Here is a 16,064-nt window from a genome sequence, read left to right on the forward strand (position 1 = left end):
CGCAGGATGGACACGTGATCGAGGTGCGTCCTGGCGGGCGCCGCCGAATCGACCGGGTGCTCGCCCCTGACTACACGGAGGGCGTCGAGCAACGCCCGCTCGTCGAGGTGCGCGAACTGCGGGACGAGGCCGCGCAGGAAGAGACCGACCTGTCCTACCTGCGGCGGCTGCTGCACGCGCGGATCGACATCGTGCGGGCCGAACAGCAGCGCCGCAGCTCCGGCGGCTCGGCGGTGGTCGAGCAGCTGGCCACGATCCTCTCCTCGAACGCCGTGGGGCCGGCCACCGGCCTCGGCCGGTACCAGACACATGAGCCCTCACGCGCTGATGCGCACCAACGGCACGTGGAAGCGCTCATCTCCGATGTCGACCTCTCCGACGTGAGCAAGTTGTCCGACGAACGCCTCGGCGAGGTGCTGGAGACGTTCATCTCGGAGGAGGCCTCCGTGTCGGTGCGGCGGCGGGAGGTCCAGGTGGTCGTGGACCGGCTCAACGCCGAGATCGCGTCCCGCTACCAGCGCGGCAGCGCGTCGGTGGACGAGCTGCTGGCCGCGGAGCGCGGGCACCACCGGCCCAAGCGCTGACTCCCACAGTCTGGGAGGGTCGTTCCACTTTTTGGGCGGCGGACCTAGCGTGCCCCCATGGGGTACCGCTGGGTCGTGCTGTTCGTCGGGGCGTTGGCGCAGGGCACGAACGCCGCCGTCTTCCTCGGCCTCTCGGCCGTCAGCCCTCAGCTGCGTGATCACTTCGGCCTGACGTTGCCCCAGGTGGGGCTACTGCTGGGCGCGGTCAACCTGGGCACGATGATCGCCTTGGTGCCGTGGGGCCTCTTCGCGGACAACCGCGGCGAACGGCTCACCATGACCATCGGCGGCATCGGTGCCGCCGCCTGCCTGCTCGGCGTCGCGGTCGGCAACGCGTGGCTCGCGGGCGCCGCCCTGCTCGGCGCCGGGCTCTTCGGGGCCAGCGTGAACGCCGCCAGCGGCCGTGCGGTGATGTCCTGGTTCCCCACCGGCCGGCGCGGCTTCGCGATGGGCGTGCGGCAGACCGCGACCCCGCTCGGCGCCGCGCTCACGGCCGCGTTCCTGCCCGGCATCGCCCTCGCGTCGGGTGTTCCGGCGGCGTTCGTGGCGCTGGCGTCGGTGACCGGTGCCGTGGCCCTCGCGGTGGCGCTGCTGGTCCGTGAACCGCCGGGGGCCACCCGCGGTGGCGGCGCGCACGGGCTGGTGCTGAAGGACCCGAAGCTGCTCCGCCTGACCGTGGCCAGCGGGCTGCTGGTCGTTCCGCAGTTCACGGCCGCCACGCTGCTGGTGCCGCTGCTACACGAGCACCGCGGGCTGGCCGTCACGACGGCGGCCGTGGTGTTCGGCGTCGCTCAGGCACTCGGCGGCGCCGGCCGGCTGGCCGCGGGCGTCTGGTCGGACCGGGTGGGCAGCCGGGTCGGGCCACTGCGGGTGCTCGCCGTGGTGATGGCGGCGGGCTTCGTGCTGACCGCCGTGCTGGACCAGGCGCCGTTGCCCGTGCTGGTGGCGGTGCTGGTGCCGACCGCCGTGGTCGCGCTGGCGTGGAACGGGCTGGCCGTCACCGAGGCGGGCGAGCTGGCTCCGCCTGGCCGCAGCGCGACCGCGATCAGCATGCAGAACACCTCGAACTACCTCAGCGCGACGATCACGCCCGCGGTGTCGGCGTCGGTCGCCGTGCACGTGGGCTGGCCTGCGGCGATGCTGCTCGCGGCGGTGGCGTCGGCGGCCGGCTGGGCGCTGCTTCAGCCGTGGCGTTCGCGGCGGGCCAGCTCGCCCCAGAACTCGCGCAGCGACTCGTAGCGCAGCGCGACCTCCTCGGCGTCGCCGGTCTCCAGCGCGTCGACGATGGCGTTCACGTCGGCGGCGGAGGAGTCCTCCAGCAGGTCCTTGTCGTTCAGCAGCTGGACCAGGCCGCCGTAGTCGAGCTCGACCGCCGAGTGCGGGTGGAAGTGCTCCAGCCAGCGGCCGGTGTCGGCGAGGACCTTGGCCGGGCCGTCCTCGCCCAGCGCGGTCTTCACGACCTTCAACGCCCGCGCGACCCGCCGGCGTGCGTCGGCCATCGCGACCCGCCAGGAGACCTGCCGTTCCGGGTCGTCCTGGGCGCTCGCGAGCACCACGCGCCGCTGGGCGGGGTCGACCAGGGCGAACCACGGCAGCGGCACGGTCCAGGTCGTGGAGATCACGTGCACGGCCCCCGCGGCGAGCTCGGCCATCACGGCGGACGCGCGCGTCCTGACCGTCTCCGGCGCGATCCCGAGGGCCGCGTCCTGCAGAACGGGCGGGGAAGACGCCAGGAAGCCCACCAGAGCCGCCGCGGACCGCGCCCTGAGGTCCAGCGGGCAGACGAGGGGTCCCGGCCCCACACGGGCCGCGTCGGACGTCGGCACCTCGGCCGGACTGATGGTCATCACTTCGACGTGCGAGCCGCCCGGGAGCAACTTCTTCGCCAACTGTGATCGCAACCACAGCTCCCGTTCCCGGTCACCGACCTCGGCACGGGGGACAGGGCCCGTATCCAGGGCTTTTCGCACCTTGTCCGCTAGCGGTGCGTCCAAAACCGATAACGGTTCGTACACCCGCAGGTAGGCGACGAACGGTCTGGGCACGTGTGCATCCTCCCACGCGAGGGGGGCCGGGAGATTTGGCGGTACGTGTCACGCCTACCGCGTCGCGAGGAACCCCATCGGCACGGTACGGTAGTTACCAGGAACTAGTTGTCGAGACGAGTGGGGCCGCCGTTCCCCCGGCCGCCCCCGTCCCTGTGCGAGGGGGTCGAGCCATGGGGCGCGGCCGAGCGAAGGCCAAGCAGACGAAGGTCGCCAGGGAGCTCAAATACAGCTCTCATGAGACCGACTTCGCTGCGCTGCAGCGTGAGCTGTCTGGTGGCGAAACGTCGCCGAACGGACGTGGTGGCGATGACAGCCACGACGATCCGTACGACGACTACGACGACTACCGTCGCTGAATCCAGCCTGAGGAGTTCAAGGGTTGGGTGGCTGGTTGATCAGCCACCCAACCCTTGAACTCTGAGGGCTGCTCAGAACGCCCTGGCGTACTGCCTCGGTGCCCGGACCTCCACACCCAACTGCTGTGCCGCGTGCAGCGGCCAGTACGGGTCGCGGAGCAGTTCGCGCGCGAGCAGGACCAGGTCGGCGGAACCGTCCGTCAGAACTTGTTCGGCCTGCTTCGCCTCGGTGATCAGGCCGACCGCACCCGTGGGCACGTCTGCCTTGCGTCGAACGGCTTCGGCCAGCGGCACCTGGTAGCCGGGCCCGATCGGGATTTCCGCCTGCGCGACGTTGCCACCACTGGACACGTCGATCAGGTCCGCACCCGCGGCCTTGAGCGCCTGCGCCAGCACCACGCTGTCGTCGGCAGTCCAGCCGTCGTCGACCCAGTCGGTACCGCTGATCCGGACGATCACCGGCACCTCCGGCCCGACGGCGGCCCTGACCGCGGCGGTGACCTCGACGGGCACGGCGATGCGTTCTTCCAGGCTGCCCTCGTTCGTCAGCGGCGAGTAGTACTCGTGCAGCAGGTAGCCGTGGGCGGCGTGGATCTCGAGCACCTCGAACCCGGCCCTGACCGCGTTCAGCGCGCCGTCGACGAACGCCTTGACGATCGCGGTGTGGTTGGTGATCTTCTCCGGCTGGTTGCCACCGGGGAACGGCTCGGTCGTGGGCGCCACCGGCACCCAGTCACCGATCGCCTTGCGCCCGGCGTGCCCGAGCTGGATGCCGGGGACGCTGCCCTGGTCCTTGACGAACCTCGTGACCCGCTGCCAGGCCGCGACCTGCTCGTCGTTCCAGATGCCGGTGTCCTGCGGCGAGATCCGGCCCTCCGGCGCGACCGCGGTCGCCTCGGCGATGACCAGACCGGCGCCGCCGACCGCGCGTGACCCGAGGTGGACGAGGTGCCAGTCGGTCGGCACGCCGTCCTCCGCGGTCACCGAGTACTGGCACATCGGGCTGACCGCGATGCGGTTGGGCAGCGTGACCGAGCGCAGGGTCAGCGGGGAGAAGAGCAAGCTCACGAGGGCTCCCTAGAACGTTCGTAGACCTAACTAAATGTTCAAGGGAGCGGCTCGGCGCGTTGTTCCCGGCGGGGTGGTTGTCTCAGTCACTGGGCGGTGACGCAGCGGTACGGCCGGCGGTCAGCCCATGTAGCGGACCTGCCTGGCCTTGCCCTCCAGCACCTCGTCCCTGGCCGCCGCGATCTCCGCCCGGTGTGAGACCTCCGGCACACCGACCTCCCACCACGCCCCGGCCTCCGTCCATGCCGACGGGTGCGTGCGGATCACCACGACCGCCGGGCGCCGTTCGCCGGCCGCCACCTCGCGGGCCTTGCGGTAGGCGCCCTCCAGGTCGGCGAGCGAGTCCGCCGGGAACACCGCGCAGCCCATGGCCGCCGCGTGGGCGGCGAAGTCGGTGCGCGGCGGGTCGGTGTGGACGGTGCGGCAGTCGGCGTAGAGGTTGTTGAAGCCGGTGCCGCCCTGGCCGGTCTGCAGGCGGTGGATGACCGCGTAGCCGTCGTTGTCGCAGACCACGGCGACGAAGCCGTGGCCGGCGAAGGCCGCGGAGAACAGTTCGGAGTTGAGCATCAGGTACGAGCCGTCGCCGAGCAGGGTGGTGACGACGCCCGAGGTGTGCGCGATCGCGGCCCCCCAGGCGCCGGCCAGCTCGTAGCCCATGCACGAGAAGCCGTACTCGACGTCCATGGTGGCCTCGCCGGTGGCGCGCCAGCCGCCGATGAGCTCGCCGGGGAGGCCGCCGGACGCGGTCATCACGTAGTCGGTGGGGGCGGAGCAGTCGTTCACCACGCCCACGACCTGGGCATACGTGGGCAGGCCCTCCGACGGGGAGCGCAGCGAGGTGATGTGCGCGTCCCACTTGCCGCGCTCGCCGGCGGCCCGCCGGGCCCAGTCGGCCGGCGCCTGCCAGGAGCCGAGGACGTCGGTGAGCTCGCGCAGGCCCTCGTCGGCGTCGGCGACCAGGGCCGACGAGCCGTGTTTCACGGCGTCGAAGCGGGCGGTGTTCAGCGACAGCAGGTGGACGTCCGGGGAGAAGACGGTCCAGGACGCGGTGGTGAAGTCCTGCAGGCGCGTGCCGACGGCGATGACCAGGTCGGCCTCGCCCGCCAGGACGTTCGCCGAGGTCGAGCCGGTGATGCCCAACGGGCCCGCGTGCAGGGGGTGGTCGTGGGGGACGAGCGTGCGGCCCGCGGTGGTCTCGGTGATCGGGATGCCGTGCTGTTCGGCGAAGCGCAGGGCGCGGCCCGCGGCACCGGAGTAGCGGACGCCGCCGCCGAGCACCAGCAGCGGGCGGGACGCCGAACGGATCGCGCGTGCGGCATCGGCCAGCGAGTGCAGGTCGGGGCGGGGGCGCACCAGGCGGTGCACCACGGACTTGAACAGCGACTCCGGGAAGTCGTAGGACTCGGCCTGCACGTCCTGCGGCAGCGCCAGCACGACCGGACCGCAGTCGGCCGGGTCGGTCAGGACGCGCGCGACCTGCGGCAACGTCGACAGCAGCTGTTCGGGGCGGGTGATGCGGTCGAAGTAGCGGGAGACGGCGCGGAAGGCGTCGTTCACCGTGGCGGTGGGGTCGTGGAAGTGCTCGACCTGCTGCAGCACCGGGTCGGGGGCGCGGCCGGTGAACGTGTCGCCGGGCAGCAGCAGCAACGGCAGGCGGTTGGCGTGGGCGACGCCGGCCGCGGTGACCATGTTCAGCGCGCCGGGGCCGATGGACGAGGTGGCGACGCCGACCTGGCGGCGGTGCGTGGCCTTGCCGATGCCGACCGCGGCCAGTGCCATGCCCTGCTCGGTGTGGCCGCGCCAGACCGGGATGCGGTCGCGGACCTCCTCCAGCGCGGTGCCGATGCCGAGCACGTTGCCGTGGCCGAAGATCGCGAACACGCCGGGGAACAGCGGCGCGTGCGAGCCGTCGAAGAGCTCGGTCTGCTGGGCGAGCATCCAGCGGACCAGCGCCTGTGCGGTGGTGAGCTTCATTCGACCCGCCCCTCTGCGGTGGTGACCGGGCAGCGCGGGTCGAGCTCCTGCGCGGCCCAGCTGTCGCGGACCCAGGTGTGCGCCGGGTCGTCGCAGAACGCCATCGAGCGCTCGGCACCCGGCCCGGCCAGCACGTTCAGGTAGTACATGGGGTAACCCGGCGCGGCGACGCACGGACCGTGGTAGCCGCGCGGGATCAGGAAGACGTCGCCGTCGCGCACGGTCACGTCCTCGTCGATCGTGCCGTCATCGGTGTAGGTGCGGTGGAACCCGAAGCCGGTCCGCGACGGTGTCACGCCGTCCCGGCCGGCGATGCGGAAGTAGTAGATCTCCTCGTTCTCGACCTCGCACGGCTGCGAGGCGTCGTGCTTGTGCGGCGGGTACGAGGACCAGTTGCCGTCCGGGGTGATCAGCTCGCACGCGTTCAGCCGGTCCGCGTGGTCCCACACGCCCGGCACACCGAAGTTGGTGACCTGGCGGGTCGCGTTGCCCGCGCCGCGCACCTCGACCGGCACGCCGTCGGCCGGGCCGTACCGCGCGGACAGCCGGTTCTCACACCGCGCCATCGGCAGCGCGACCTCACAACCATCCACGGTGGACAGAACGACCGCGGCGTCGCGCGGCACGTACGCGAAGTCCGTGACGCGGGTGAACACCGAGTCACGGCCCCGCAGCTCGAACCGCTCACCCTCGACCTCGACCGCCAGCGAACCGGCCAGCGGCAGCACGAACGCCTCGAACTCACCGGTGTCGACCGTGCGCGAGCCGCCCGCCTCGATCCGCAGCACGCGCAGACCCGTGTAGGACCAGCCCGCGTCCTCCGGCGTCAGCGAGATGACGTCGGAACCGGTCGACAGTGTCCCGTGTGGACGGTGCAGCGTCATTCCGTGATCCCCTTCGCGGCGCGGAGGACTTCGGCGGCGGCGGCGACCGCGGCGGCGACGTCACCGTCCGGCGGGTAGAGCAGCGCCCGGCCGACGACCAGGCCGCGCACGGCGTCGTGGCGCAGCGAGCGGCCCCACGACGCGAGGTCATCCTCCGGCCGTGCGGACGGCACGCCGCCGAGGACCAACGCGGGCAACGCGGTGGTGTCCAGCACCACCTCCGGCTCTTCCGGTGCGGGCAGCTTCAGCCAGGTGTAGGCGGAGGTCGAGCCCAGCCCGGCGGCTACGGCCGAAGCGCGCGACAGGGCGGCGGCATCCTTCTGCAGCACCAGCTTGCCGTCGTGGTCACGCTTGTAGGGCAACGGTTCGACCATCGCCATCAGGCCGTGCTCGGCCAGTTCGGTGACGGCCCGCGCGCAGCCCTCCAACGTCGGGATCGTGCCGGGGTCGGAGTCGACCAGCCGCAGCAGCATCTTGCCGCCGTCGAGGCCGAACGTGGCGATGGACGACGCGTCGTAGGCGGTGAACCGGTCGTCGATCTCCCAGTCCGCACCGGCCAGACCACCGCGGTTCATCGAGCCGATGACCACCCGGTCGTGCAGGCCGTCCAGCAGCAACAGGTCCTCGATGACGTCCGGCGTGCCCAGCACACCGTCGACGTGCGGGTTGGCCAGCGCCGTCAGCAGCCGCGCCAGCAACGAACGCCGGTCCGCCATCGCGAGCGGGTCACCGCCCACGCCGAGAGCGCCGCGCGCCGGGTGGTCCGCCGCGACCAGGAACAGCGTGGACTTGCCGTTCAGCAGGGACTGCCGCCGCTTGCGCGTCTGGTAGGCCCGTCTGATCGAGCCGGGGTCCTCGGCACGCCGCCACAGCAGTTCACGCCACTGCCCATCAGTGATCACAGCAGTTCCTCGATCTCCCTCTGGTCGGGCATCGCGTCGGCGCAGGCCAGCCGGGACGCCACGAGCGCGCCCGCCGCGTTGGCGTAGCGGGCGATCTTCACCGGGTCCCACCCGGACAGCAGGCCGTGCGCCAGCGAGCCACCGAACGCGTCTCCGGCGCCGAGCCCGCAGACCACCTCGACGGGGTTCGGCTCGACGGTCCACCGGCCCTCCGGCGTGGCCACGAGCACGCCCTCGGCGCCCTTCTTCACCAGCGCCAGTGACACCCCGCGCTCCAGCAACCGGTCGGCCGCGAGGTCCGGGTCGGCGGTGCCGACGGCGACCTCGGTCTCGGTGCGGTTGCCGACGGCGACCGTGACGTGGTCGAGCATCCAGCCGATCTCGGTGCGCGCGGTCTCGGCGTCCGGCCAGAACATCGGCCGGTAGTCCAGGTCCAGCACGGTGTGCGTCCTGCGGCCGCGGTGTTCGAGCACCTTGCGCTGGGTCGCGCGGGCCGGTTCCGCGGACACGCCGGTTCCGGTCACCCACAGCAGCGGCACGTCGCGCACGACGTCCCACGGGACGTCGGCGTCGGTCAGGGTCAGGTCCGGCGCGGTCGGCAGGCGGTAGAACAGCAGCGGTGGGTCGGCGGGCGGGTTGAGCTCGCAGAACACCACCGGTGTCAGCAGTTCCGGCGCGGTGCCGACGTGCGCCGACGACACGCCGAAGCCCTCCAGCGCCTGGCGCACGTAGGTTCCGAACCCGTCCGGGCCGACCTTGGTCAGCACGGCGGAACGGCGGCCGAGCCGTGCGGCGGCGACCGCGACGTTGGTCGCGGTCCCGCCGAGCGACTTGGCGAACGTGCTGACGTCGGCCAGCGGGACGTCCGCCTGCTCCGGGTAGAGGTCGACCCCGACCCGGCCGACGGTCAGCACCTCCAGCGAGGTCACGCCTCGGCTCCCCGGAGCTCGTGCTCCAGCGCTTCGAGCTCGGCACCGCCGGCCATCTGCCGGGTCAGCTCCGCGACGTCGATCTCCGACTTCTCGTAGCTGCCCAGTGCCCTGCCGCGCTTGAGCAGCAGGAACCGGTTGCCCACCGGGTAGGCGTGGTGCGGGTTGTGGGTGATCAGCACGACGCCCAGGCCGCGGTCGCGGGCCTGTGCCACGTACTTCAGCACCACACCGGCCTGCTTGACGCCGAGTGCGGCGGTGGGCTCGTCCAGGATGAGCACCTTGGCGCCGAAGTGCACGGCGCGCGCGATGGCGACGCACTGCCGTTCGCCACCGGAGAGCGTGCCGACCGGCTGCTCCACGTCCCGCAGGTCGATGCCCATGTCGGACAACGCCTTCCTGGTGATCTCGCGGCCCTTGCGCCGGTCCAGGAACCCGAAGCGCGTGGTGGGCTCGGAGCCGAGGAAGAAGTTGCGCCACACCGACATCAGCGGCACGACGGCGAGGTCCTGGTACACGGTCGCGATGCCGCGGTCCAGTGCCTCGCGCGGTGACGAGAAGCGGATCTCCTCGCCCTCGACCCGGAACGTGCCCTGGTCGTGCTGGTGGACACCGGCCAGGACCTTGATCAGCGTCGACTTGCCGGCACCGTTGTCGCCGAGCACGCAGGTGACCTCACCGGCGTTGACGACGGTGGACACCTCGCTCAGCGCGATGACGCTGCCGTAGGTCTTGCCGATGCCCTCGGCCTCGATGAGCGGGGTCATCGCCTCACCCTTTCCGCGCGGCGGCGCAGCACGTTGTTGACCAGCACGGCGGCCAGCAGCATCACGCCGAGGAACAGCTGGAACCAGTCGCTGTTCCAGCCCGCGTAGACGATGCCCTGCCTGGCCATGCCGAAGATCAGCGCGCCGATCGCCGCGCCCACCGCGGAACCGAAGCCGCCGGTGAGCAGGCAGCCGCCGATCACCGCGGCGATGATGTACTTGAACTCCTCGCCGATGCCCTGGTTCGCCTGCACGCTCGCGTACCGCAGGATGTTGATCGAGCCGACGAGCCACGCGGCGAACGCCGTCGTCATGAACAGCAGGATCTTCGAGCGCACCACCGGCACGCCGACCGACCGCGCGTTCTGCGCGGCACCGCCGATCGCGAAGATCCAGTTGCCGAACCTCGTGCGCATCAGCACCACCGACGCGACGACCGTGAACAGCACCCACCAGATGATCGACACGTAGAAGCTCGTGCCGCCGATCTGGAACGTCGACGCGAAGACGAACCCGGCCGACTCGTATCCCGCCGCGTCGCGCATGCCGGAGACCTGCACGCTGCCGGTCACCAGCCGCGTGACACCGAGGTTGAGGCCCTGCAACGCGAGGAAGCTGCCGAGCGTCACGATGAAGCTCGGCAGGCCGGTGCGCATCACGAGCCAGCCGTTCAACGCGCCCACCGCCAGTGCGAAGGCGAGCGACACCAGCAACGACAGCCAGACGTCGAGTCCCAGCCGGGTGGCGAGGAGGGCCGTGACGAGCGCCGTGGACGCGGTCATGACACCGGCGGACAGGTCGAACTCGCCACCGATCATGAGCAGCGCCACCGCGACCGCCATGATGCCGAGCATGGACGCGTCGTCCAGCCAGTTGGCCGCACCGCCGATGCTGAGGAACTGCTCGGTGACCACGGAGAAGAACAGGAACACGAGCAGTGCGCCGAGCATGGCGCCGATCTCCGGGCGCTTGATCAGCTGATCGACGGCCCTGGGCCTGCTCAGCCGTTCGTCGGCAGCCGGTGGAGCTGTGGCCGTCACGGTCATCTCCCCGCCCTTCCCTACCTCTTGCCGTTCTTGGCGTACTCCGCGACCTTGTCCACATTGGACTTGTCGACGAAGCCGGGACCGGTCAGCACGGGCTTGCCGCCGCCGAGGGTGTTGGCGTTGTCGCGGTAGAGCTTGAGCATCACGATCGGCAGGTAGCCCTGCTGGTACTGCTGCTGGTCGACGGCGAACAGCACGTCACCGGCCTTGATCGCGCTGACCACGTCGGCGTTGAGGTCGAACGTCGCGACCTGCGCCTTGGAGCCCGCGCCCTTCGCCGCGCTGGCCGCGTTGACGGCGACCTGCGGGTTCAGCGCCAGCACGCCGTCGATCGAGGCGTCGGACTGCAGCTTGGCCTTGATCCGCGACTCGATGTCGGTCGGGTTGGAGATGTCGACCTGGAGGTTCTCCACCGCGCCGCCGAAACCGGTGCGGGCACCGTCGCAGCGCTGGTTGAGGCCCGTGTTGCCGGCCTCGTGGATCACGCACAACAGCTTGGTCCGGCCGGCGGCCTTGAGCTTCTTGCCGGCTTCCTCACCGGCGATCGACTCCTCCTGGCCGACGTGGGCCAGCGCACCGAACTCCGCGCTCTTCGCGCCGCCGGAGTTGATGGTGATGACCGGGATGCCCGCCTTGACCGCGGCCTCGACCGAGGTCTTCAGCGCGTCCGGGTTCGCCATCGACACCACGATGCCGCCGACCTTCTGCGACACGGCGTTGTCGATGAGCTTGGCCTGGGCGCCGGGGTCGCCGTCGGAGTTGTAGCTGACGCCGACGCCGAGCTGCTTGCCCGCGTCCTCGGCGCCGACCTTCACCACGCTCCAGAACGCGTCACCCGCGGTGCCGTGTGTGATGACGGAGACCTTGAGGTCACCGGTCGGGGCGCTGTTGTTCTGCGTGTTCTGGCTGTTCGTGCCAGTGGGACCGCTGCACGCGGCGAGTAGAGCAACTGCGAGAACTGCGCCCGCAGCGCTCGCACGGATGACCAGACGAGACTTCATCGTCTCCAGTCCCTTCAGAGGATCTTGCTGAGGTGCGCGAGGCTGCGCGCGGTGTCCTTCACGGGCTTGTCTTCAAGACTTCCGTGGTTGAGCCGCGTGTCCTGCTCAAGCACGAACCATCCGGTGTAGCCCGCCTCGTGGACGAGCTCCACCAGCGCTTGCACGTCCACGTCGCCGTCCCCGAGCGGCACGTAGATGCCCTGTTCCACGGCATCGGTGTAGCCGATCTCGCCGCTGCGCACCTTCGCCGCGACCTCGTCACGCACGTCCTTGAGGTGCACGTGACCGATCCGGTCCGGGTGGCGGCGCGCCAGCTCGACCGGGTCCGTGCCACCGATGAGCAGGTGGCCGGTGTCCAGGCAGAGCTGGAGATCGGAGTCCGCGAGGAACCGCTCGACCTCCGCCTCCCGCTCGACGTGGGTGCCCACGTGCGGGTGCAGCACGGTCCTGAGGCCGTGCCCGGCGGCGATCTCGCGGATGCTCGCGCAGGTGCCGACGAGGGTGGCCCACTCGTCGGCGGTGAGCTGTGGTCGTTCGTCGTAGCCGTCCAGGCCGGTGGCCGCGGCGAGCACGAGCACCTCGGCGCCACCGGCGCGCAGCACCCCGGCGACCCGGTCGGCCTCGGCGAGGGTGGCCTGCACGTCCGTGTGCAGCGTGACGGCGAGGAAGCCGCCGACCAGCGTCAGCCCGTGGCCGCTCAGGAGCGCCTTCAACGCCTCGGGCTGGGCCGGCAGGTAGTCCGGCGGGCCGAGCTCGGTGGCCGTGAGGCCCAGCGAGCGCATCTCGCTCAGCACCGTGTCGGCCGGGAGCACGGCACCCCAGCCGGGGACCTCGCACACGCCCCAGGAGATCGGTGCCCCCGCGATCTTCGCCATGCCTAGTTCCCCTCGATCCGAACCGGTGCGCCACTGCGGCGCGACTGCTCACACGCTTCAGCCAGGCGTAGGCTGATCAAACTCTGCCCCGCCGGTGACGGGTTCGCGACCTCGCCCGCGATGACCTGGGTGAACAGGTTCATCTCGTTGACGTACGCGCGGTGGAAGCGCTCGGGGAAACCGGGGTAGGCGTCCGGCCCGGCCACGTGACCGCCGGGCTCCAGCGAGTTCAGCGGCGTGCGCGCGTCGACGCCGGCGACCAGGGAGTCCCTGCTGCCCAGCACCTCAATGCGGTGGTCGTAGCCGACCGGGTCGTGCCGGCCGCCGGCCAGCGTGGCGTGCGCTCCGCCCGCGAACTTGAGCAGCACCACGGCGTTGTCCACGTCGTCGGCGTCCGCGAACGCCTGGTGCACCAGGACCGACCCGGACGCGTAGACCTCGACGACCGGCTCGCCGACCAGCCACGGCACGCAGTCCAGGTCGTGGATCAGCAGGTCGCGGAAGATGCCGCCGCTCGCGGGCAGGTAGGAGAAGTCCGGCGGGGTGGCGTCGTTGCCGACGGCCCTGACCAGGTAGATGTCGCCGACCTCGCCCGCGCGGATGCGCCGGTGCAGCTCGTAGATCGCCGGGTCGAACCGGCGCTGGAAGCCCACGAGCACCTCGACGCCGGACTTCTCGACGTCCTCGACCAGCGCGGCCATCTCGGCGACGTCGCTCGCGATCGGCTTCTCGCACAGCGTGGGCACGCCCCTGGCGATGGCCGCCCGCAGCATCTCCGGGTGGGTGTTCGTCGGGGTGGCGAGCAGGACGCCGTCCACGTTGCCGAGCAGCGTGGGGAGGTCGTCCACCGCCTTGGTGCCGGTGAGCTCCGCCGACGCCTGCGCGGCGCGACCGGGCACCGGGTCGAAGAGGAGCACCTCGTCGACCCGGTCCAGTGCGGCGAGGTTGGCCGCGTGCATGGTGCCGATCCGGCCGACACCCGCTACTCCGATCCGCATCGCGCGTTTCCCCTGTTCGTAGCTGAGTTCTGTTAGAGCGCTCTATTGGTTGGAGCGCTCTAATGCTGTAGCTTGCGTCACACGGGTGTCAAGGGTGCGTTTCCGGCCCGTGACGTGAGGGGAGGTGTTGCCGGTGGTCAGGCCGACGATGGAAGACGTCGCCCTGCGCGCGGGGGTCTCCCGCGCACTGGTGTCACTGGTGATGCGCAACTCACCCAAGGTGAGCGAGGCGCGACGCACCGCTGTGCTGAAGGCCGCGGAGGAGCTGGGGTACTCGCCGCACGCCATGGCGCGGTCGCTGGCCTCGCGCACGTCGACGGTGCTCGGCGTGATGGTGTCCGACCTGCACAACGCGTTCTTCGCCGAGGTCGTCGACGGCATCGACGAGGTGGCGCGCGACCAGGGGTTCGACATCATCATCAACACCGGCGGTCGCTCGCCCGCCCGTGAACGCCGGGCCCTGGAGTCGCTGCTGTCCTTCCGCCCGGCCGGCCTCGTCCTGCTGTCACCGGTCGTACCGGCGACGGCGATCGGCAAGGCGGCGGAACAACTTCCGGTCGTGCTGGTCGCGCGGTCGTCACGCGTGTCCACTGTGGACACCGTCAACGACGACGGCGAGCAGGGCGCACGACTGGCCGTCGACCACCTGGTCTCGTTGGGGCACAAGCGCATCGCCCACCTCGACGGGGGCGAGGGCTCGCAGGCCGGTCCACGGCGGCGCGGGTACGTCGCCGCGATGGCGGCACACGGGCTGGCGCCGCAGGTCGTGCCGTCCGAGTACACCGACGCGGCCGGCGCGCGTGCGATCCGTTCGCTGATCGAGGACGGCGCCCTGCCCACGGCCATCCTGTCCTGCAACGACTTCAACGCGGTCGGCGCCATCTCGGCCCTGGAGGACGCGGGTCTGCGCGTCCCGGCCGACGTGTCCGTGGTCGGGTACGACAACACGTCGCTGGCGGCGCTGCGCCACGTCTCGCTGACCACGATCGACCAGCCCCGTGCCGAGTTCGGCCGGTTGGCCGCCGGGGCGCTGCTGCAGCGCGTCCGCGAAGAGCGCACTGAACCCGTGCGCCACCTCCTCAACCCCTCGCTCGTAGTCCGCACCACGACAGCTCCCCCAGGAGGACCGCGTTGAGCACCATCCCCCACTGGATCGACGGCGCCCGCACCACGGGGGTGTCGTCGCGCACGTCCGACGTCTTCGACCCGGCGACCGGAGCGGTGGCCAAGCAGGTCGTGCTCGCCGAGCAGGCCGACGTCGACCTCGCGGTGTCGTCCTCGCTGAAGGCCGCGCAGTCCTGGTCGGAGTCGTCGCTGTCGACGCGCTCGCGGATCCTGTTCGCCTACCGCCACCTGCTGCACGAGGCACGCGACGAGCTCGCGGCGATCATCACGTCCGAGCACGGCAAGGTGCTGTCGGACGCGGCCGGTGAGGTGCAGCGCGGCCTGGAGGTCGTGGAGTTCGCGTGCGGCATCCCGCAGCTGCTGAAGGGCGAGCACTCCGAGCAGGTGTCGCGCGGCGTCGACGCGTACTCGCTGCGCCAGCCGCTGGGCGTGGTCGCGGGCATCACGCCGTTCAACTTCCCGGTCATGGTGCCGATGTGGATGTTCCCCATCGCCATCGCCTGCGGGAACACGTTCGTCCTCAAGCCGTCCGAACGCGACCCGTCGGCGTCGGTCCGCCTGGCGGAGCTGTTCCAGGAGGCCGGACTGCCCGACGGCGTGCTGAACGTGCTGCACGGCGACGCCTTCGCCGTCAACGCGCTGCTGGACCACCCGGACGTCGCGGCCGCCTCGTTCGTCGGCTCCACCCCGATCGCACGGCACGTCTACGCGCGCGGCACGGCGACCGGCAAGCGCGTGCAGGCGCTGGGCGGCGCGAAGAACCACATGGTCGTGCTGCCGGACGCCGACCTCGACGTGGCCGCCGACGCCGCCGTGTCCGCGGGCTACGGCTCCGCCGGCGAGCGCTGCATGGCGATCTCGGTGGTCGTGGCCGTGGGCTCCGCGGGGGACGAACTGGTCGACAAGATCGCCGCTCGCACCCGTGAGCTGCACCCGGCCGTGCTGCCCGGCACCGATCCCGCCGCCCAGATGGGCCCGCTGGTCACCGGCGCGCACCGGGACCGCGTCCGGTCCTATGTGGACGCCGGTGAGGCGGCGGGCGCCACGCTGGTCGTCGACGGCCGCGGGTACGCCCCGGAGGGCCACCCGGACGGCTTCTGGCTCGCACCGACGCTGTTCGACCACGTCACCAGCGACATGACGATCTACACCGACGAGATCTTCGGGCCGGTGCTGTCGGTCGTGCGCGCCGAGACGTTCGAGGACGCCCTCGCCCTGGTCAACGCCAACCCCTACGGCAACGGCACCGCGATCTACACCGGTGACGGGCTGGCGGCCCGCGAGTACCAGCGGCGCGTGCACGTCGGCATGGTCGGCATCAACGTGCCGATCCCCGTGCCGATGGCCTACTACTCGTTCGGCGGGTGGAAGGACTCGCTGTTCGGCGACACGCATGTGCACGGCGCCGAGGGCGTGAAGTTCTACACCCGCGCCAAGGCGATCACGGCCCGATGGCCGCAGCAGCACGGCGTCAACCTCGGCTTCCCCACCCACGGCTGACCCGTTC

16 protein-coding genes are annotated in these 16,064 nt (G+C 71.3%); 5 read left to right on the forward strand and 11 right to left on the reverse strand.

Annotation, left to right across the window (positions count from 1 at the left end):
• The first annotated feature begins 14 nt into the window (after positions 1-14).
• Both ADL03_RS44100 and ADL03_RS44105 read left to right on the forward strand, forming a co-directional pair.
• Positions 15-584 carry a hypothetical protein gene (locus ADL03_RS44100; RefSeq protein WP_053739624.1) on the forward strand — a complete coding sequence of 190 codons (570 nt, stop codon included), beginning with the start codon at positions 15-17 and terminating at the stop codon, positions 582-584.
• A gap of 57 nt (positions 585-641) precedes the next feature.
• Positions 642-1,823 (forward strand): MFS transporter, encoded by a 1,182-nt coding sequence (locus ADL03_RS44105; protein WP_053739625.1) that lies wholly within the window; start codon positions 642-644, stop codon positions 1,821-1,823.
• On the opposite strand, the gene ADL03_RS44110 is transcribed toward ADL03_RS44105, so the two are convergent.
• The gene (locus ADL03_RS44110) at positions 1,766-2,431 is read right to left on the reverse strand and encodes a hypothetical protein (protein ID WP_231642860.1); all 666 of its coding nucleotides are present in this window, start codon (positions 2,429-2,431) and stop codon (positions 1,766-1,768) included. The two genes, ADL03_RS44105 and ADL03_RS44110, sit on opposite strands and share 58 nt — an antisense overlap.
• 371 nt (positions 2,432-2,802) lie before the next feature.
• Between ADL03_RS44110 and ADL03_RS44115 the strand changes: the two genes are divergently transcribed.
• The gene (locus ADL03_RS44115) at positions 2,803-2,988 is read left to right on the forward strand and encodes a DUF3073 domain-containing protein (RefSeq protein WP_053739627.1); all 186 of its coding nucleotides are present in this window, start codon (positions 2,803-2,805) and stop codon (positions 2,986-2,988) included.
• A gap of 72 nt (positions 2,989-3,060) precedes the next feature.
• On the opposite strand, the gene ADL03_RS44120 is transcribed toward ADL03_RS44115, so the two are convergent.
• The 10 genes from ADL03_RS44120 to ADL03_RS44165 all read right to left on the reverse strand — a co-directional run bounded on the left by ADL03_RS44120 (position 3,061) and on the right by ADL03_RS44165 (position 13,432).
• Complete coding sequence (locus tag ADL03_RS44120; RefSeq protein ID WP_053739628.1) at positions 3,061-4,056, reverse strand: NADH:flavin oxidoreductase/NADH oxidase; 996 nt, start codon at positions 4,054-4,056, stop codon at positions 3,061-3,063.
• Between the two features lie 120 nt (positions 4,057-4,176).
• On the reverse strand, positions 4,177-6,030 hold the full coding sequence (iolD, locus tag ADL03_RS44125) for a 3D-(3,5/4)-trihydroxycyclohexane-1,2-dione acylhydrolase (decyclizing) (RefSeq protein ID WP_053739629.1): 1,854 nt from the start codon (positions 6,028-6,030) through the stop codon (positions 4,177-4,179).
• Entirely contained in the window at positions 6,027-6,914 is an 888-nt protein-coding gene (iolB, locus tag ADL03_RS44130; RefSeq protein ID WP_053739630.1) for a 5-deoxy-glucuronate isomerase, read from the reverse strand. The genes iolD and iolB overlap by 4 nt, the downstream gene beginning before the upstream one ends.
• Entirely contained in the window at positions 6,911-7,816 is a 906-nt protein-coding gene (locus ADL03_RS44135) for a hypothetical protein (RefSeq protein WP_053739631.1), read from the reverse strand. Before ADL03_RS44135 ends, iolB begins: the two co-directional genes overlap by 4 nt.
• A complete protein-coding gene (gene iolC, locus ADL03_RS44140; RefSeq protein WP_053739632.1) occupies positions 7,813-8,745 on the reverse strand; it encodes a 5-dehydro-2-deoxygluconokinase in 933 nt (310 codons plus the stop codon). The genes ADL03_RS44135 and iolC overlap by 4 nt, the downstream gene beginning before the upstream one ends.
• Positions 8,742-9,512 carry an ATP-binding cassette domain-containing protein gene (locus tag ADL03_RS44145; RefSeq protein ID WP_053739633.1) on the reverse strand — a complete coding sequence of 257 codons (771 nt, stop codon included), beginning with the start codon at positions 9,510-9,512 and terminating at the stop codon, positions 8,742-8,744. The genes iolC and ADL03_RS44145 overlap by 4 nt, the downstream gene beginning before the upstream one ends.
• Positions 9,509-10,558, reverse strand: coding sequence for an ABC transporter permease (locus ADL03_RS44150; RefSeq protein ID WP_053739634.1), 1,050 nt, complete (start codon positions 10,556-10,558; stop codon positions 9,509-9,511). Before ADL03_RS44150 ends, ADL03_RS44145 begins: the two co-directional genes overlap by 4 nt.
• A 14-nt stretch (positions 10,559-10,572) precedes the next feature.
• Positions 10,573-11,559, reverse strand: a complete 987-nt coding sequence (locus ADL03_RS44155) for a sugar ABC transporter substrate-binding protein (RefSeq protein ID WP_053739635.1) — start codon at positions 11,557-11,559, stop codon at positions 10,573-10,575.
• Between the two features lie 14 nt (positions 11,560-11,573).
• Positions 11,574-12,434, reverse strand: coding sequence for a TIM barrel protein (locus ADL03_RS44160; protein ID WP_053739636.1), 861 nt, complete (start codon positions 12,432-12,434; stop codon positions 11,574-11,576).
• Between the two features lie 2 nt (positions 12,435-12,436).
• Complete coding sequence (locus tag ADL03_RS44165; RefSeq protein WP_053739637.1) at positions 12,437-13,432, reverse strand: Gfo/Idh/MocA family oxidoreductase; 996 nt, start codon at positions 13,430-13,432, stop codon at positions 12,437-12,439.
• A 133-nt stretch (positions 13,433-13,565) separates the two neighbouring features.
• Here ADL03_RS44165 and ADL03_RS44170 point away from each other — a divergent pair, with 133 nt between their 5' ends.
• Complete coding sequence (locus ADL03_RS44170) at positions 13,566-14,567, forward strand: LacI family DNA-binding transcriptional regulator (protein ID WP_053739719.1); 1,002 nt, start codon at positions 13,566-13,568, stop codon at positions 14,565-14,567.
• A complete protein-coding gene (locus tag ADL03_RS44175) occupies positions 14,564-16,057 on the forward strand; it encodes a CoA-acylating methylmalonate-semialdehyde dehydrogenase (RefSeq protein WP_053739638.1) in 1,494 nt (497 codons plus the stop codon). The genes ADL03_RS44170 and ADL03_RS44175 overlap by 4 nt, the downstream gene beginning before the upstream one ends.
• Positions 16,058-16,064: the final 7 nt, after the last annotated feature.

The sequence above is a fragment of the Nocardia sp. NRRL S-836 genome (genome assembly GCF_001279525.1).
In the GTDB taxonomy this organism is placed as follows: domain Bacteria; phylum Actinomycetota; class Actinomycetes; order Mycobacteriales; family Pseudonocardiaceae; genus Lentzea.